Source organism: Enteractinococcus fodinae, from assembly GCF_031458395.1.
GTDB classification, from domain to species: Bacteria; Actinomycetota; Actinomycetes; order Actinomycetales; family Micrococcaceae; genus Yaniella; species Yaniella fodinae.
The window spans coordinates 734,774-752,980 of the sequence record NZ_JAVDYJ010000001.1; the positions used below are offsets into that span (position 1 = coordinate 734,774).

The 18,207-nt window shown below is 56.6% G+C and carries 13 protein-coding genes; 10 read left to right on the forward strand and 3 right to left on the reverse strand.

Going from position 1 to position 18,207, the window contains the following annotated elements:
• Positions 1-99: 99 nt before the first annotated feature.
• Entirely contained in the window at positions 100-936 is an 837-nt protein-coding gene (locus J2S62_RS03465; protein WP_310171437.1) for a DUF4352 domain-containing protein, read from the reverse strand.
• 165 nt (positions 937-1,101) lie between these two features.
• Between J2S62_RS03465 and J2S62_RS03470 the strand changes: the two genes are divergently transcribed.
• From J2S62_RS03470 to J2S62_RS03495, 6 genes are all read left to right on the forward strand, one after another.
• A complete protein-coding gene (locus tag J2S62_RS03470) occupies positions 1,102-2,337 on the forward strand; it encodes a sensor histidine kinase (protein WP_310171440.1) in 1,236 nt (411 codons plus the stop codon).
• 32 nt (positions 2,338-2,369) lie between these two features.
• The gene (locus tag J2S62_RS03475) at positions 2,370-3,041 is read left to right on the forward strand and encodes a response regulator transcription factor (RefSeq protein WP_310171442.1); all 672 of its coding nucleotides are present in this window, start codon (positions 2,370-2,372) and stop codon (positions 3,039-3,041) included.
• A gap of 105 nt (positions 3,042-3,146) precedes the next feature.
• Positions 3,147-4,313: a carboxylate-amine ligase gene (locus tag J2S62_RS03480; protein WP_310171444.1), complete on the forward strand. Its 1,167-nt coding sequence runs from the start codon at positions 3,147-3,149 to the stop codon at positions 4,311-4,313.
• Positions 4,314-4,602: 289 nt separating this feature from the next.
• On the forward strand, positions 4,603-5,124 hold the full coding sequence (gene rplJ, locus J2S62_RS03485) for a 50S ribosomal protein L10 (RefSeq protein ID WP_310171446.1): 522 nt from the start codon (positions 4,603-4,605) through the stop codon (positions 5,122-5,124).
• A 63-nt stretch (positions 5,125-5,187) separates the two neighbouring features.
• Positions 5,188-5,571: a 50S ribosomal protein L7/L12 gene (gene rplL / locus J2S62_RS03490; RefSeq protein ID WP_310171448.1), complete on the forward strand. Its 384-nt coding sequence runs from the start codon at positions 5,188-5,190 to the stop codon at positions 5,569-5,571.
• A gap of 210 nt (positions 5,572-5,781) precedes the next feature.
• On the forward strand, positions 5,782-6,333 hold the full coding sequence (locus J2S62_RS03495) for a histidine phosphatase family protein (RefSeq protein WP_310171451.1): 552 nt from the start codon (positions 5,782-5,784) through the stop codon (positions 6,331-6,333).
• 5 nt (positions 6,334-6,338) lie between these two features.
• Here J2S62_RS03495 and mobA read toward each other — a convergent pair whose 3' ends face one another.
• A complete protein-coding gene (mobA, locus tag J2S62_RS03500; protein WP_310171452.1) occupies positions 6,339-6,974 on the reverse strand; it encodes a molybdenum cofactor guanylyltransferase in 636 nt (211 codons plus the stop codon).
• A 2-nt stretch (positions 6,975-6,976) separates the two neighbouring features.
• Positions 6,977-7,999: a GTP 3',8-cyclase MoaA gene (gene moaA, locus J2S62_RS03505; protein WP_310171455.1), complete on the reverse strand. Its 1,023-nt coding sequence runs from the start codon at positions 7,997-7,999 to the stop codon at positions 6,977-6,979.
• A gap of 110 nt (positions 8,000-8,109) precedes the next feature.
• Between moaA and moaC the strand changes: the two genes are divergently transcribed.
• From moaC to J2S62_RS03525, 4 genes are all read left to right on the forward strand, one after another.
• Positions 8,110-8,607, forward strand: coding sequence for a cyclic pyranopterin monophosphate synthase MoaC (gene moaC, locus J2S62_RS03510; RefSeq protein WP_310171457.1), 498 nt, complete (start codon positions 8,110-8,112; stop codon positions 8,605-8,607).
• The gene (locus J2S62_RS03515; protein ID WP_310171458.1) at positions 8,604-10,406 is read left to right on the forward strand and encodes a molybdopterin-binding protein; all 1,803 of its coding nucleotides are present in this window, start codon (positions 8,604-8,606) and stop codon (positions 10,404-10,406) included. The genes moaC and J2S62_RS03515 overlap by 4 nt, the downstream gene beginning before the upstream one ends.
• 269 nt (positions 10,407-10,675) lie before the next feature.
• The gene (gene rpoB, locus J2S62_RS03520) at positions 10,676-14,182 is read left to right on the forward strand and encodes a DNA-directed RNA polymerase subunit beta (RefSeq protein ID WP_310171459.1); all 3,507 of its coding nucleotides are present in this window, start codon (positions 10,676-10,678) and stop codon (positions 14,180-14,182) included.
• A 57-nt stretch (positions 14,183-14,239) separates the two neighbouring features.
• A complete protein-coding gene (locus tag J2S62_RS03525) occupies positions 14,240-18,130 on the forward strand; it encodes a DNA-directed RNA polymerase subunit beta' (protein ID WP_310171462.1) in 3,891 nt (1,296 codons plus the stop codon).
• The last annotated feature ends 77 nt before the right edge of the window (positions 18,131-18,207 follow it).

Below are 18,207 nucleotides of genomic sequence, written 5' to 3' on the forward strand. Positions count from 1 at the left end.
CCGTACCCAACGAGTTTGGGTACTGAAGCCACTGCGGGCCGGGGAGCATTTCCCCGGCCCGCAGTGCTATCTGTGCACCTGAAACATTATGTGCATTTCTTACTGGACCGCATAGAACACTGCATCACCGAAAAGACCCGGCGAAACCCGTAGTGTCCCGGCTTCGAGGTCCTCCTGGGGGACTTCCATCGCAATGTTGCCTGAAGTGGAAGCACCTTCGTAGAGAGTTTCGAATGAGTCGAAGTCATTCGGCGTCACGACCATCGCGTCATGGCTGGCAAACGAATTACCGCCCGACGAGACATACTCGATGCTGATATAAGGGGTCTCGCCTTCCGGATCACTGCCGATATAGGTGGTCGTTACATCAGCCATGACATAGACGTTGCCGTCGGCTGGTTGCTCGTTGAACGAGTTCTCGGACATAATCGCATCAGTGGCATCCAGATCGACACCGTTGACGGTCACTTCCCAGTCACCACTTTCGACAGTGGTTCCAAGAGCTAACGGGTTGTCTCTGGTGCCCTCTTCTCCGCTTGGGGCATCGTGCTCCTCAGAGTCCGTGGAGGCGTCTTCATCAGATTCGGTGTCGGCCTCGGTTGCGCCGTCTGCGGGTGATTGAATCTCAACATCCTCGCTGAAGGCTTCATCTACCGAGGTAGCAACCACTGCGAAAAATACGATGAACCCAATGACGGTCCCCACAATGGATATGATCAGGGCCGCGATGCCCTGACCGCGTTTTTGATCTTTCATAAACAACGAGATGATCGATAATACGAACGCAATGGGCAACAGAATCCACCCAATAATGACTGCTCCAGGGATAACGGCGAACACGGCGCCCACAATCGCGGTGATCAACGCGATGAGTCCCACCGTGTTGCGCGATTTGTGCTCCTGAACCGGTGGGTGCAGTTGTGTACTCGTAGACATAGCGACCTTTCGAATAGGTGTGAGAAAACTGAACACCTACAACGCTAGGAACTCAGCGAGATGGGATACACCACGAACCGGGTAAACCTTCATACCCGATCGGGTATCTCAACACCACCGAAGGGGTGCTCACGGCAAACGATACGCTGACTAGACTGTGAGACCATGACGACACCGACGAAGAACTCTCGCTTCTGGCACGCAATACTGGCCATCGTGGTCCGTGCTGCCATGATGTTCGTCGGTTCCCTTGTGACCGTTCTTGCCACACTGACCGCACCCGAAAACTTCAGCGGAGCTGGTTATGATGAGATTTCCGATCTCGGGGCGGTCCGGTTCGTCATTGGCTACCTCTTACTGCTCCTGATTCCGTGGTACCGCAAAATCCCGCTGGCCTTGATCATCACCGGAGCGTTTTACGCGGTGATCTTGCAAGGCGATCCGTATGTGCTGGCCATTGGGTTGACCGTGTGGATTGTACGAGCACACTACCGTTGGCATTGGATAATCAGCGGCGTAGGACTGGCCGCCATCGTGGTGAATATTGTCTGGCATCTTCTTGCGCTGTGGCGCTGGGAAGCCGACTTCGATACCACTGTCGCAGCTCTGGTGGTACTGACTTTCGGATTTGCAACGCTGGGGCTCGTACTGTCCATTGGCTTTACCACCCGCCACCGCCGCCGAATGCGCCAAGCACACGATACCGTTGAAGCAGCAGAACACGATCGCGAAGTGCTCTCATCGGAAATGACCCGCCAGACGGAACGCGAATATTTGGCGCGGGAGGTGCACGATACGCTCGCCCAACGCCTCACCGCACTGTCCTTGCAGGCTGGCCAAATGCAAAAATCTTTAGCTACCAGCCACGATGCGGAACTCACCAGCGCCCTGCAGGATACGAAACGCTATTCGGATCAAGCGCTCAAAGATCTCCGAACCCTCGTCACCTCACTGAGAGCCCAAGGCGAGAAAGAACCAACAGTTCCTTCGGTCGCTCCCAGTGGGTTCCAGGACCTCAAAGCCCTCTTAGATGACGCTGTGCACCAAGGTCTGACCATTCAACCGCAGATCATGCTCAATAACTACGAGGCCGCCCCAGACGCGCTGCAACGAGCCGTATTACGGATTACCCAGGAAGCCCTAACGAACGCTTTACGTCACAGCACCGATAAACGTGTGAACCTTCGGCTGGAAGGGCAGCCCGGGGAAGGCCTATTGCTGGAGTTCACCAACACACGCGACGCGCAGCATCATTTTGCGGGCGGGACCGGCACCGGGTTGCTGGGCATCAAAGAGCGGGCCGAGCTCCTCGGCGGAAGGATCCAAGAAGAGTATCTTCCTCAGCACTTTCGGCTCACAGTCCATCTGCCCTGGACATTGGAGTCGGTCGAAGCACTCTAAACGTGTCCCACCCGCGGTGCTAGGCTTTCCGTGTGGCAATCAGGGTAGTGATAGTAGACGACGAGACCATGACGCTGCGGAACCTCGTGGCCATTGTCGAAGCTGACCCGACGATGGAAGTGGTCGGTTCCGCGACAAACGGGCTGGATGCTTTGCAGCAGATACGCGATACTCGACCTGATTTGGTCGTCATGGACCTCTACCTGCCAGGTGAGATCGACGGCGTGGAATCTATTCGACGTGTCCAAAACTTGCTTAACCCACCCAAAGTTCTGGCCGCCACAAGTTTCGATCTCGAGTCGTATACTCGCGGGGCACTCGAGGCTGGGGCAGTCGGCTTTATTCTCAAAAACGATGCCGAAACACTACTACTCCCAGCGCTTCGTGCGGCAGCAGACGGGGAGCCTATGGTTTCACCGCAAACCACTATCCGCCTCATTGAAAGCTTTCTCCGTCCCTCCACCGCGCCCGAAATCGCTCAAGCCAGGGAACGTATCGCCGCATTAGCACCGCGCGAACTGGAAGTTGCGCATCTTATCGGACACGGCAAGTCCTATAAGCAGATTGGTGCGGAACTGAACATCGCACCGGATACCGTCAAATCCACGGTGACGCGTGCTATGCAAAAAGCTGACGCTGATAACGGAGCTCAATTGGCCTTTCTTGTCGGCCAAGCACGGCTTGATATCAAGGACGCTGAATAACACCCAACGGTCAGGAGTACCTCTACCGGTATGAGCGCATCAGCACGGCAGATAGCAGCAGAAGATTTCTAGTATCAGCCGGGTGCGTCGTGTTACTGTCACTCCATGACCCTGCTGGGGATAGAAGAAGAATTCTTACTCGTTGATCAAGACGCGTTATTCCCGGTTGCCCCCACGAAGCATCAGACGGCCGCCTTACAACACATTGCCGTAGCCGGTGGCCAGGCCACACTTGAGTGGCTTCGATGTCAGATCGAGCACGCCTCAGCGGTCTTGGGAGATACGCAAACTGCCACTGAGGCCCTGTTAGCTTTTCGGCAAGAACTGGCCGCCGTGACGCGTCAGTTCAACATCGCCGCAGTGCCGGTGGGCGCTGCACCTCGGATCGATGGGCGCGGCGCAACGATCAGCGATGCGGACCGGTACCTCCAATTAGCAGAGCTCGCCCCCGGCATCGCAGCGGACCAATACATTAACGGGATGCACGTCCACGTCACCATCCCTAACCCGGAAGCAGGCGTACAAGCGCTCAACGGTCTTCGCCCGTGGCTGCCCTTGCTGACGGCGCTCAGTGCGAATTCACCTTTCTGGCAGGGCAGAGATTCCGGTTTCGCTAGCTGGCGGACCATTCACTACCGCCGGTGGATGGTCAGTGGCATGCCCCCATATTTCCAGGATTTTGAGGACTACACCAGGCGCGTCGAAGCACTGTTGGCCAGCGATGTGGTCACTGACCACGGTGGTATTTGCTGGTTGGCACGCTTGTCGCACCGTCACCCCACCATTGAGGTCAGGGCCTGTGATGTGCAACTGCAGGTCTCAGACGCCGTTGTCTTGGCGGCCCTCATCCGTGGTCTGGTCAGTGCCGCTGTCGATCAACCTCCACGGTCCCAACCCCAGGTCGAGCTACTTGATGTGAGCCTTTGGCAAGCAGCAAAGTTTGGTCTGACAGGACGTTTGCTCGATCCGTTTAGCGGCACTCCGTACCCTGCCAAAAAGCTAGTATGGCAAGCCTTCCAGCACGCACTCCCATATATCGAAGCTTTCGGTGATGATGAACTAGTTCGAGCTGGACTAGAGCTGTTGCTGGCCGAAGGTACCGGAGCAACCCGACAACGGGCGGTCTATCAGTGTGAGGGCATCCCAGGCGTCCTGCGCTACGCGGCTGAGGCTTCAACAGCACGGCATCGACGCTTACCCGACACCCATGAAACCAGAACTTCGACATCGTCGTCAGATGATGCTGGTCATCCGTCCGGTTTGGCTTCCTGACCAGTTCATCGAGAGCTAGACAGGAGGCAGTGTTTTCGTTTCTGGTGCTCGATTTGCAAATGCGAGCGGAAACTCTGTAAGGTAATGCGTACCGAAGACCGCCGGTTGTATTACACCTGTGCCAAATAGGTGTGACTATAAAAGCTCGTATATGAGCGGCCCGCGTAGGTGGACATGATGGCATAGAACTCCTGCGATTTTTGCAGCTCCAGACTCTTTGCGCCCTGTGCACCTGCACGGGGCGTTTTTGTGTTTGGGTGACCGGCATATCCACGAAGGAAGGAGTGCCATGGCGAATGCTGAAAAAACTGCAGCCGTGGAAGAGCTTGCGGAACTGTTCCGCAACTCATCCTCAGCTGTATTCACAGAATACCGTGGTCTCACCGTAGAAGAGATCACGAACCTGCGTCGTGCTCTGGGTGAGAACGCTACTTACGCCGTGGCGAAGAACACGCTGACTGCTATTGCGGCAGAACAGGCCGGAGTTACAGCTCTAGAAGGCAAACTCACCGGTCCTACCGCAATCGCATTCGTCTCAGGTGAGACTGTAGACGTTGCTAAAGTCATTCGTGATTTCGCCAAGGACCACGACAAACTGGTCATCAAGGGCGGCTACATGGATGGCCAACCACTTGATGAAGCCCAAGTTATCCAGTTGGCAAACCTCGAATCTCGCGAGACTTTGCTATCGATGATGGCTGGCGCAATGAAGGGCTCCCTGTCCAAGGCAGCCGCTACATTCCAAGCCCCACTCGAGAAAGCTGTTCGCCTCGCAGAAGCGCTGCGCGAAAAGCAAGACGAAGCTGCATAACCGCTGGCACATTACGTGCCACACAACCAGACCCAAGACTTTTATCGCAAAGGAGCCAATATCATGGCAAAACTGTCCACTGAAGAACTGTTGGATGCTTTCAAAGAGCTATCCCTGCTAGAACTGTCCGAATTCATCAAAGCATTTGAAGAAGAATTCGACGTAACCGCTGCTGCACCAGTCGCAATGGCTGCTGCTCCAGCCGGTGGTGGCGACGACGCCGCTGCTGAAGAACAGACCGAATTCGACGTTGTTCTCGAATCTCCTGGTGACGCCAAGATCGGTGTTATTAAAGAAGTTCGCGCTCTGACCTCCCTGGGTCTGAAAGACGCCAAAGACCTCGTTGATGCCGCTCCAAAGGCTGTCCTCGAGGGTGTTGACAAGGCTGCTGCAGACGCTGCCAAGGAAGCACTCGAAGGCGCTGGCGCGACCGTCACCGTAAAATAAGCTTCAGTTACGCATCAGTTCTTAACTGACGTCGACTTCACCCCGCTGCAATTGCAGCGGGGTGAAGCGTTTTAATACCGAAAATGCAGTTCAAGTCGGATCACGCAGTTGTCACCTACTGTTTACCAAGAACATTTTTCGTATTCACAGACCGGTCGCTTCGTACCCGTAAGCCTAAATACATCAATAACCTGAGTAAGGACAACGACAATGAAGTGGGCTTTTGTACGTCACGGACGCACGGAGTGGAGTCGAAAGCGATTACTCCAGGGTCGTACCGACAATCCCTTGAGCGCCGAGGGATACTTTGAGGCCACGAAAGCTGCCCAGACCCTGCAGCGCAGGGGGCAATGGCATGCAATCTACTCCTCACCGTTGATACGGTCTGTCCAAACCGCACAACGAGTCGCTGAGATCCTAGGCATGGCACGCGTACAGACACTCGACAATCTCATTGAACGCGATTTCGGTCCGGCTGAAGGCATCCACTTGGCGGATTTTGATGAAGAAACTCGCATGGAGCTCATGTGCGCTGAAGAATCTGATGAAGAAGTCCAGCATCGTGCGCTGGGGGCTTTTCGCCATATCGCGCGTCACCACCCGTCGCAGAACGTGATCTTGGTAGGCCACGGCACATTATTTCGCTTGGGACTCTCTGCGGTTCTAGCTTACGAGCATCCTCCCATCCTCAATGGGGACGTCTTAGAGTTTCCTGCAGATTCCTTCCAGAACCTCGAGATGGAACAACCATCGCAGTCCTGATACCTCTAGTCGTTGAACGTTACCCCGTACTCGAGGGCATCTTGGTAGGTATCTACATCCGCACCGGCATGAGCAGGCAGTTCAATGCCACGGTAGGGCGTCTTGCGCAGGGCGTGCCAAATACCCGCGTTGAGCAGCGGTTCAGCAAATAACTCCTCGCCTAAAGGACGGGGTAGGTACGACAAAAGCGGTTGAATTCGTCCAGCGGACTCGACCACAGCGACCTTCGAATCTGGCCCGTGCTTTTGATGATGCTCAGCTAACGCGCTGATTCCTAGTCCGATCCACGGCATATCAGCCGCAAGGAGCAAGACTCCTTGACCAGTGGTAGCCGGCCCGAGTTCTTCGGTGAAATATTGCAGTCCTGCCCTGACGGCCAGGTACGGCCCGGCACGAGGAGGATCTTCCGACACCGTGGCGATATCACCGGTGGGCAGTGATGACGGCCCGACCACCACTGTGTGTTGCGCCAGAACCGCTCGGGCCGTCTCGGCAAGCACTCGAGTAATGAGAGGTTCACCCTCAAACTCCAACAGGGGTTTATCCGTGACCGGGTGGGGGCTCGTGGCGTGCAGCCTAGAGGAGGCACCCCCGGCCAGGATAATCGCAAACAGCCCTGCAACGGGGGGAGTGACGGTCATACCTACCCGCCGATAGCGCTCATGCTGCGCTCGGGCTGGACGAAACCAGGCATACCCAAGCCGGTCTTGGTCTGACCGTGAGCCTTGGGTTTGTGCCACATCGCGGTGCGCCACGCATCGGCGATGACCTCATCGGATGCGCCACTGCGTAGCAGTGCCATCAGGTCGGTCTCCTCGTGTGAGAACAAGCACGACCGGACCTTAGCGTCGGCGGTCAAACGGGTGCGTGAACATTCGGCACAGAATGGTTCGGTCACCGACGCAATAATGCCCACTGTCCCGAGGATCTCGTGTGTGGTTTTGTCGCGCACATCAAACAGTTCTGCCGGGGCTGAACCGCGTGGTTCCTCATGGGGTGTCAGCGTGTAAACCTGGGAGATCTGGGCGCGGATTTCCTTGGCGGTGACCATGTTGTCGCGTTTCCATTTATGGTCCGCGTCAAGCGGCATCTGTTCAATAAACCGCAGCGCGTAGCCGTGTTCCAGCGTCCAGGTCAAAAGTTCAGCGGCTTGCTGGTCATTGATACCACGAAGCAGTACGGCGTTAATCTTGATCGGTTCCAAGCCGGCAGCTTTTGCGGAATGTAAGCCAGACAGGACTTTGGTCAGCCGGTCGCGACGAGTGATCTTGGCAAAGGTCTCAGGGCAAACGGTGTCCAGCGAGACATTGATGCGGCTGAGGCCTGCTGCCACCAGATCATCGATTTTACGTTCCAGGTTAATCCCATTGGTCGTCATCGACAGCTCAACATCTGGGTGGGCTGCATGCACACCGGCAAGGATGTCCACTAAGTCAGCACGTACTAAGGGCTCCCCGCCGGTGAAGCGAATTTTGTCGATGCCCAAGTGACTGATCCCGATATCGGCCAACCGAATGACCTCGTGCGCGGCGAGCAGCTGATCTTTTTGAAGCCAATCGAGACCTTCGGCCGGCATGCAATAGCGACAGCGCAGATTGCATTTATCGATGAGTGACATCCGAAGATCGGTCGCGGTACGGCCGAATTGATCGATTAAACCTGACAAAGAGTGCTCCTTGCCGTCGCAACCTTGGTTGCGCGGAATGTTGGGGCGAAATTTTAGGGTTCCGTTCTATAGTTAGTCTAGACCTTGGCAATAGTGGATGAAAGGGAACTATGGACGACCAACTCAGCCACGTGCGTGCCGACGGTTCGGCCCACATGGTGGATGTCACTGAAAAAGCCACCACCTCGAGAACTTCACGAGCCCAGGCTGTCGTCGTAACACGCTCCGAGGTCATCGAAATGATCATGGCCGGGGGACTGCCTAAAGGCGATGCGCTGCCGGTGGCTCGGGTCGCTGGCATCATGGCGGCGAAAAAGACCTGGGAAACGATTCCGCTATGTCATCCCATCCCGTTAGGCAAGATCACCGTGGACTTCAAATCCGATACTGGAGCCGGCACGGTTCGCGTGGAGGCCTTAGTCAAAACTACCGGGGTCACGGGCGTCGAAATGGAAGCCTTATCGGCCGCGTCCACCGCAGCCTTGACGCTGTATGACATGATCAAAGCGGTCGACCCTCGGGCAGCGATCACCGACATTAAAGTCTTAGAAAAAACGGGTGGAAAATCGGGTGATTGGTCCCTTGAAGACCCCGGAGCCCAATCGTGAGCCTATCGACTGCACGCTATTTCCAAACCTTAGCTCGATTGCTGGCTGAGACGGTCGGACCATTGCCGGCGGTCAGTTTGCCGGTTCATCAAAGTGTCGGGTGGCGGCTAGCCACCGATCTGATTGCCACCACCCCGTCACCCCGATTCGATAATTCGCAGATGGATGGGTACGGCATCGGGTATGCCAATGTAGCAGGCGGTCGTTTCCGAGTCGGGCCAGATATCCCCGCCGGCACCGATCCGGCAGAGGTTTATCAATACGGGGTCAATGGCTACGGCCATGACACCGCTGTGCCTATTATGACCGGCGCCCAGATTCCCGATGACGTGGTGGCCATCGTGCCGATAGAACACGCTCACCCGCCGCAGTTTGTTCAGACCGGTGAGTACGTCACGCTTCCGGCGGTTGAAGTCGGGGCGTTCATCCGCAAGACCGGTAGTGATATGAAAGCCGGCACCCTCTTGGCTCGGGAAGGTGACGTGATTGATGCCGCGTTGGTCGCGGCTGCAGCATCCCAGGGGCTGACCGAGTTGCCGGTTCGGGCCCGTCCACGAATCGCCGTGATTGCCGGTGGCGATGAGGTCGTGGCCGGGAGTTCTCCGGTGCCCGCCAAGATCTTTGATGCCAACACGCCGTTAATCCAATCACTAGCAGCAACCCACGGCATGAACGTCGTCGCCACGGCGGCGACGTCGGATGACCTGCGTGACTTTCGGAAAGTTCTGGATGCGCTCATCCGCGAGCACGCACCGGACCTGATCCTGACATCCGGCGGCATTTCAGAAGGCAAATATGAGGTCGTGCGGCAGCTGTTCGAACGGCTCCCAGATTCTTGGGTTGGGAAAGTCGACCAACAACCGGGTGGCCCCCAAGGATATGCGCTGTATGGCACGACTCCGATCATCGCGGTGCCGGGCAATCCTATTTCTACGTTGGTTTCGATGCGCGTGCTGGTGCTCCCCGCGCTCTGGGAGGCTTTTGCATCCGGTTATGAGCCCCTTAAGGTGACCGCCCGGCTCAATCACTCGGCGACGGGCATCCGAGGGAAGACCCAATATCGGCGAGCCGTCGTCGGAATGCATGGTTCCGAACTGGTAGCGCAACTTCAGGGGGATGCTGGTTCACATCTGGTGGCACAAGCGGTTGGAGCAAACGCGCTGGTAGAAATCCCAGCAATGGCTCGAGTGAAACCGGGGCAATCCGTCACCGTCCATCTTTTTGCCGACGCCAGGCTGGACGCCCCTGTGGGGCCGCTACCCAGAAGCGTCACCCTCCCGACCGACCATCACGCGTCCACAAGTGAGCACCCCGGTGCGACCGGGATAGTGTTGATCGCTTCGACCCGTGCGGCGGCAGGCGTGTATGACGACGATGCGGGGCCAAAATTGGTGCAGTGGTTACGCGACAAGGGCTATGACACCCCCGAAGCGTGGGTCGTGGCTGATCATGACCTGGCTGATACGCTCCAACACCTCACCGCCGGAGAGTACGGTCCGATGCCCGACGTGCTCATCACCAGTGGGGGGACCGGTATCTCGCCAACGGATCAGACCGTAGAGGCCATCAGCCCGTATATCGACCAGTACCTACCCCATGTCATGACGGCTATTTTGCTCCGCGGCTTGCGTACGACCCCCCATGCCGCACTGTCTCGCGGGGTCGCGGGCATGATCGATACGACGTTTGTGGTGACGCTCCCCGGTTCTCTGGGCGGGGTAACCGATGGCATCGCGGTTTTGGATGAACTTATCGACCATATTGTAGAACAAGTCCGTGGGGAAGATCATAAGCGATAATCGACTGATCTTTGCGAAAGCATGACAACCTACTGGACAAATAGGGTTGCGTCAAGCTATGCTGATTCTTTGCGTAACCCTGTCTCCAGGTCGTTTTGGTGTCCCCAGCGTTTAGCGCTGTGCGGCACCATCTCCACAGGATCATACACAAGAGCGGTTAGACCTTCATATAGCGGTGGGTCCCGTGTCTTCGTCCCGTGGCGTATCTGGCTGGATAGTTGGGCACTACGTGTACCTAAAATTTTGGAAGGTCTGTGAAAGGATCGCTGTTGGTCGCTTCTAGCACCTCTGATAACACAACCGCTACAAACTATCGACATGGCTCTTCAGCCGGTCGGGTTTCTTTTGCAAAGATTGCTGAGCCTCTCGCTGTGCCCAATCTCCTTGCGCTACAGACGGAGTCCTTTGACCGTCTGATGGGCAATGAGCGCTGGGTAGCGCAGGTCAAACGCGCACAAGAAATCGGCGACGATTCGGTAGTTACCACTTCTGGTCTGGCAGAAATTTTTGACGAAATCTCACCGATTGAAGATTACCAGGGCACCATGTCCCTGTCGTTTTCCGAGCCGGAATTCTCTGACCCGAAAATGGTGGCCGAAGAAGCAAAGGAACGTGACGCTTCTTACGCCGCACCGCTGTATGTCAAAGCCGAGTTCATGAACTACAACACCGGCGAAATCAAGCAGCAGACCGTCTTCATGGGTGACTTCCCACTGATGACTGATGAGGGAACCTTCATCATTAACGGCACGGAACGTGTCGTGGTCTCCCAGCTGGTTCGTTCCCCCGGCGCTTACTTTGAGCGCAGCCCGGATAAAACAACCGACAAAGACATCTATACCGCTCGCATCATTCCATCGCGTGGTGCGTGGTTCGAACTCGAAATCGACCGTCGTGACCAGGTGTCGGTCCGACTCGATCGACGTCGTAAACAGCCCGTCACCGTCCTACTCAAAGCTCTGGGCTGGACCGAATCACGCATTCGTGAAGAGTTCGGACAGTATGACTCCATGATGCTCACCCTGGAAAAAGACGGCATTGCCGACCAGGAAGAAGCACTCAAAGATATTTACCGCAAACTGCGTCCGGGTGAGCCTGTTTCTGTCGACTCCGCACAGAACCTGTTGGCAAACTTGTACTTCACCGAGCGCCGTTACGATCTGGCCAAAGTTGGGCGTTACAAGCTCAACCGCAAGCTGGGCGTCGACGCCCCACTTGGTGACCCTTCTTCGCTGGTCCTCACCGAAGAAGATGTCACCCAAATGGTGCATTTCATTGCAGCGCTGCACAACGGTGACTCCAAGATCAAAGGCACCCGCAAGGGCGAAGAGATCGACGTTCCGGTCGAGGTCGACGATATTGACCACTTCGGAAACCGTCGTATCCGCGCGGTTGGTGAACTGATCGAAAACCAGATCCGTACCGGTCTGTCGCGTATGGAGCGTGTGGTCCGTGAACGCATGACCACTCAGGACGTCGAGGCCATTACGCCGCAAACGCTGATCAACATCCGCCCGGTCGTTGCCGCTATCCGCGAATTCTTCGGAACCTCGCAGCTGTCCCAGTTCATGGACCAGGGCAACCCGCTGGCCGGTCTGACACACAAGCGTCGTCTCTCGGCGCTTGGCCCAGGTGGTTTGTCACGTGACCGTGCCGGCATGGAAGTCCGTGACGTGCACCCATCGCACTACGGCCGAATGTGCCCCATTGAAACCCCGGAAGGTCCAAACATTGGGCTGATCGGTTCGATGGCAACCTATGGTCGCATCAACGCCTTTGGTTTCATCGAAACCCCATATCGGAAAGTCGTAGACGGCCAGGTCACCGACCAGGTTGAATACCTCACTGCTGATGACGAACTGCATGTGCAGATCGCCCAGGCCAACGCGGTGCTCAACGACGATGGCACCTTCGCCGAAGAGCTGGTTATGTCTCGCCAGCGCGGTGGTGACGGTGAACCAATCCTCGCCGAGCCTGACGATATTGACTACATGGACGTATCGCCACGTCAGATGGTGTCGGCTGCAACCGCACTGATCCCATTCCTTGAGCACGACGATGCCAACCGCGCCCTGATGGGTGCCAACATGCAGCGTCAGGCCGTACCACTGATTGAATCCGAAGCACCACTGGTTGGTACCGGCATGGAGAAACCCATTGCCATCGACGCAGGGGATTCGATCATCGCGCAGAAACCCGGTGTGGTGACCGAAGTTGCTGCTGATCTCGTCACCGTAATGGAAGACGAAGGCACAACCCGCCACTACCCGGTCATGAAATTCTCTCGCTCCAACCAGGGCAACGCCTACAACCAGGTAGTCCGCGTTTCCGAAGGTGACCGCGTGGAATACGGCTCGGTGCTGGCTGACGGCCCATCGACCGATAACGGTGAACTGGCGCTTGGTAAGAACCTGCTGGTCGCGTTCATGCCATGGGAAGGTCTGAACTTCGAAGACGCCATCATCGTCTCGCAGCGCATGGTCTCCGATGACGTATTGACCTCGATTCACATCGAAGAATACGAAGTCGACGCCCGCGATACGAAACTGGGTGCCGAGGAAATCACTCGTGACATTCCAAACGTCTCGGACGAAGTTCTGGCACAGCTGGACGAACGCGGCATCATTCATATCGGTGCAGAGGTGGAATCCGGCGACATTCTGGTAGGTCGTGTCACCCCGAAGGGTGAAACCGAACTGACACCAGAAGAACGCCTGCTTCGTGCGATCTTCGGTGAGAAATCCAAGGAAGTCCGTGACACCTCATTGAAGGTACCCCACGGTGAATCCGGAACCGTTATTGGTGTGCGCATCTTTGACCGTGACGAAGACGACGATCTACCCGCAGGTGTCAACCAGCTGGTCCGCGTCTACGTTGCGCAGAAGCGTAAAATCCAAGACGGCGACAAGATGGCAGGCCGCCACGGGAACAAGGGCGTTATCGCCAAGATCCTTCCCGTCGAAGACATGCCATTCTTGGCCGACGGTACGCCAGTCGATATGATCCTGAATCCACTGGGTGTACCAGGGCGTATGAACCTGGGCCAGGTCATGGAACTGCACCTGGGTTGGGCTGCCGCTAACGGCTGGAAAGTCGAAGGCGAACCAGACTTCCTGAAGAAACTACCAAATCTGCCGCGTGACACCGGACCGGTCAACGTCGCCACCCCGGTCTTCGACGGTGCTGAAGCCGAAGAAGTCACCGGCCTGTTGGATCACGTCAACCCAACCCGCGACGGCGAACGCCTGATGGACAGCAGCGGTAAAGCAACGCTGTTTGACGGCCGCTCTGGGGAACCATTCCCAGAACAGATCTCGGTTGGTTACATGTACATGCTGAAACTGCACCACTTGGTCGACGACAAGATCCACGCTCGTTCGACCGGACCGTACTCGATGATCACCCAGCAGCCACTGGGTGGTAAAGCACAGTTCGGTGGTCAGCGCTTTGGTGAAATGGAAGTGTGGGCACTGGAAGCATACGGTGCCGCTTACACCCTGCAGGAACTGCTGACGCACAAATCGGACGACGTCCACGGCCGTGTGAAGGTCTACGAGGCGATCGTCAAAGGTGAAAACATTCCTGAACCTGGGGTTCCAGAATCCTTCAAGGTACTGATCAAAGAAATGCAGTCATTGTGCCTGAACGTGGAAGTACTCTCCGCTGACGGTCGCAACATCGAAATGCGTGACTCGGATGAAGATTCATTCCGTGCTGCTGAAGAACTTGGCATCGATCTCTCCCGCGCTGAACCCAGCTCGGTAGAAGAAGTCTAAGTTCTCCTCACCAATCAGTCTTTCATCCATTTTTAGAACCAGGAGTTCATAAGGACTATGTCCACAGAAAACTCATTCGGCCTCATGCGCATCGGACTGGCCACCGCAGACCAAATCCGCGAATGGTCCTATGGCGAGGTCAAAAAACCTGAAACCATTAACTACCGAACACTCAAGCCAGAAAAAGACGGCCTGTTTTGTGAACGCATCTTCGGCCCAACCCGTGACTGGGAATGCTACTGCGGTAAGTACAAGCGCGTCCGCTACAAAGGCATCATCTGTGAACGCTGTGGCGTAGAAGTCACTCGTTCCAAGGTTCGTCGTGACCGTATGGGCCACATCGAACTGGCTGCTCCAGTTACCCACATCTGGTACTTCAAAGGCGTGCCATCACGTCTTGGCTACCTGCTGGACCTGGCACCGAAGGATCTGGAAAAGATCATCTACTTCGCTGCCTACATGATCACCGACGTGGACGAAGAAGCCCGTCATGCTGATCTGCCAAACCTGCAGGCCGAGTACGACCAGGAAGTCAACTTCCTGAAAAAACAACTCGACTCCGATATCGCAGCCATCCAGCGCGAACTCGAAGAAGAACTCGCCGAACTGGAAAAATCCGGTGCCAAAGCCGCCGAGCGTGAAAAAGCCAAGTCCCTGGCCGAAAAGACCATGGGTCAGGTTCGCAAGCGCTCTGAAGCTGAAATCTCACAGATGGAAGACGTCTGGGAGCGTTTCAAAAACCTCAAGGTCGGTGACCTCGAGGGCGACGAGCAAATCTTCCGCGCCATGCGAGACAAGTACGGCGAGTACTTCGAAGGCTCGATGGGTGCTGAATCCATTCAGCGTCGTCTGCAGAACTTCGACCTCCAGGGCGAAGCAGAGCACCTGCGCGAAATCATCCAGACCGGTAAAGGTCAGCGCAAGACACGCGCGCTGAAACGGTTGAAAGTCGTCAACGCTTTCCTGACGACCGACAACTCGCCAGAAGGCATGGTCCTGGACGCTGTTCCGATCATTCCACCAGAACTGCGCCCCATGGTGCAGCTGGACGGTGGCCGGTTTGCGACCTCTGACCTCAACGACCTCTACCGTCGTGTGATCAACCGCAACTCGCGTCTGAAGCGTCTGCTGGAACTCGGTGCACCCGAGATCATCGTGAATAACGAAAAGCGCATGCTGCAGGAATCCGTTGACTCACTGTTTGATAACGGTCGTCGTGGCCGTGCGGTCACCGGACCGGGTAACCGTCCGCTGAAATCGCTGTCAGACATGCTCAAGGGTAAACAGGGCCGTTTCCGTCAGAACCTGCTGGGTAAACGTGTCGACTACTCGGGCCGTTCGGTCATCGTAGTCGGTCCACAGCTGGAACTGCACCAGGCCGGTCTGCCTAAACAAATGGCGCTGGAACTGTTCAAGCCGTTTGTGATGAAGCGTCTGGTTGACCTCAACCACGCCCAAAACATCAAGTCGGCCAAGCGCATGGTTGAACGTACCCGCCCACAGGTCTGGGACGTGCTCGAAGAAGTCATTACCGAACATCCGGTACTGCTCAACCGCGCACCAACCCTGCACCGTCTGGGTATCCAGGCGTTCGAACCACAGCTGGTTGAAGGTAAAGCGATTCAGCTGCACCCACTGGTCTGTGCTGCGTTCAACGCGGACTTCGATGGTGACCAGATGGCAGTCCACCTGCCGCTGAGCCCCGAAGCCCAAGCTGAAGCACGCCTGCTGATGCTGTCGTCCAACAACATCCTGAAACCATCCGATGGTCGCGCCGTTGCGGTGCCATCGCAGGATATGGTCATCGGACTCAACCACCTGACCGACGTCCAAGACGACGTCGTCGGGGTAGGCAATGCCTACTCGTCACTGGGTGAAGCCATCATGGCCATGGACGCCGGACAGGTACACCTCAATGCCACCGTGACCATTGGTGTTGACAACTTTGTCCCCTCTGCGGTGCAGCCTGCACCAGAAGGTTGGGAAGAAGGCCAACGTGTCAACCTGAAAACCACGATCGGACGGGTCCTGTTCAACCAGTTGCTCCCAGCCAACTACCCATGGGTGGAAATGGTTGCAACCAAAGGTACCCTCGGCGAATTGGTCAACGACCTAGCCGAACGCTACCCAATGGTTGAAACAGCACGCGCACTGGACAACCTCAAAGATGCTGGTTTCTACTGGGGCACCTGGTCGGGTGTCACCGTGGCGATCTCCGACATCACCTCGAACTTCGATAAAGCCACCATCATGGAGTTCTACGAAGATCAGGCAGCCAAAGTACAGACCCAGTACGACACCGGTCTCATCTCCGATGATGAGCGCCGTGCCGAACTGATCGATACCTGGAACAGCGCCACCGACGAAGTCGCTGCCGCAATGCAGAAGGGTATGGGCAAACAGAACGCCATCAACCGGATGGTTACTTCCGGTGCTCGTGGTAACTGGTTGCAGGTCCGTCAGATTGCCGGTATCCGTGGTCTGGTTGCTAACCCGAAGGGTGAGATTATCCCACGCCCGATCAAGTCCTCATACCGTGAGGGCCTGTCGGTTCTGGAATACTTCTCCGCTACCCACGGCGCCCGTAAGGGTCTCGCCGATACCGCGTTGAAGACCGCAAACTCCGGGTACCTGACCCGTCGTCTGGTGGACGTCTCCCAGGACGTCATCGTGCGCGAAGAAGACTGTGGCACTCGTCGTGGTCTGAACACCGTTATCGCTGAGCCAAACGAAAACGGCGAGCTGGTCTTGGTCGATGATATCGAAACCTCGGCCTACTCCCGTGTGCTTGCAACCGACGCCAAAGATGCTGACGGCAACGTTATCGTCGAGGGCGGCGAGGACATTGGCAGCACCAAGCTGAACATCCTGCGCGACGCTGGCGTCTCCGAGATCCGGATTCGTTCGGTGCTGACCTGTGACTCAGCTGTGGGAACCTGTGCCAAGTGCTACGGCCGTTCCATGGCGACCGGCAAGGTCGTTGACATCGGTGAGGCCGTCGGCATTATCGCCGCACAGTCGATTGGTGAACCAGGTACCCAGCTGACCATGCGTACCTTCCACACCGGTGGTGTTGCATCAGCTGACGATATTACCCAGGGTCTGCCACGTATTCAGGAACTCTTTGAAGCTCGTACCCCGAAGGGTGTCGCGCCAATCTCCGAGTTCGCCGGTCGTGTGACCATCGAAGAAGACGATAAGCAGATCCGTCTGGTTCTGACACCAGATGACGGCTCAGAAGAAATGGCCTACCCGGTCCTGCGCCGTTCCCGCTTGTTGGTCGAAGACGGTCAGCACGTCGAGGTCGGCACCCAGCTGGTCTCCGGTGCGATCGATCCGAAGCAGGTCCTTCGCGTTCTTGGCCCGCGTGCCGCCCAGAAGTTCCTGGTCGACGAGGTCCAAGAGGTCTACCAATCACAGGGTGTTGGCATTCACGACAAGCACGTGGAAGTCATTGTCCGCCAGATGCTACGTCGCGTGACGATCATCGACTCCGGTGAGACCACCCTGCTGCCTGGTGAACTCACAGACCGTGCGCAGTTCATTGCAGCCAACCGCGCCGCTGTGGCCGAAGGCAAACGTCCAGCCGTTGGTCGTGACGAGCTCATGGGTATCACCAAGGCATCGTTGGCCACCGACTCGTGGTTGTCGGCCGCATCCTTCCAGGAGACGACTCGCGTCCTGACGCAAGCCGCCATGGAAGCCAAGGCTGATCCGCTGTTGGGTCTGAAGGAAAACGTCATCATCGGTAAGCTCATCCCAGCCGGTACCGGCCTGGATCGCTACACCAATGTTGCCGTGGAGCCAACCGACGACGCCAAGGCAAACATGTTTACCGGTGCAGCCGCATTCCCGGACTTCGATTACCCGGGCATGGACACCGAAATCGGTGGTGACTTCCAGGCCATTCCGCTGGAAGACTACGGTATGGGCGGAGAGTTCCGCTAACCGTTAGCCACCTAAGCTAGACAAAAAATCGGAGCCAGTGCGAGATCTCGCACTGGCTCCGATGGTTTAACACGAAC

Bases quoted from the DNA above. Each gene is read 5' to 3' on its own strand.
- J2S62_RS03525 (WP_310171462.1), top strand. From the start codon at position 14,240: ATGTCCACAGAAAACTCATTCGGCCTCATGCGCATCGGACTGGCCACC.
- rplJ (WP_310171446.1), top strand. From the start codon at position 4,603: ATGGCGAATGCTGAAAAAACTGCAGCCGTGGAAGAGCTTGCGGAACTG.
- moaC (WP_310171457.1), top strand. From the start codon at position 8,110: ATGGACGACCAACTCAGCCACGTGCGTGCCGACGGTTCGGCCCACATG.
- J2S62_RS03495 (WP_310171451.1), top strand. From the start codon at position 5,782: ATGAAGTGGGCTTTTGTACGTCACGGACGCACGGAGTGGAGTCGAAAG.
- J2S62_RS03480 (WP_310171444.1), top strand. From the start codon at position 3,147: ATGACCCTGCTGGGGATAGAAGAAGAATTCTTACTCGTTGATCAAGAC.
- J2S62_RS03470 (WP_310171440.1), top strand. From the start codon at position 1,102: ATGACGACACCGACGAAGAACTCTCGCTTCTGGCACGCAATACTGGCC.
- rplL (WP_310171448.1), top strand. From the start codon at position 5,188: ATGGCAAAACTGTCCACTGAAGAACTGTTGGATGCTTTCAAAGAGCTA.
- J2S62_RS03465 (WP_310171437.1), bottom strand. From the start codon at position 936: ATGTCTACGAGTACACAACTGCACCCACCGGTTCAGGAGCACAAATCG.
- mobA (WP_310171452.1), bottom strand. From the start codon at position 6,974: ATGACCGTCACTCCCCCCGTTGCAGGGCTGTTTGCGATTATCCTGGCC.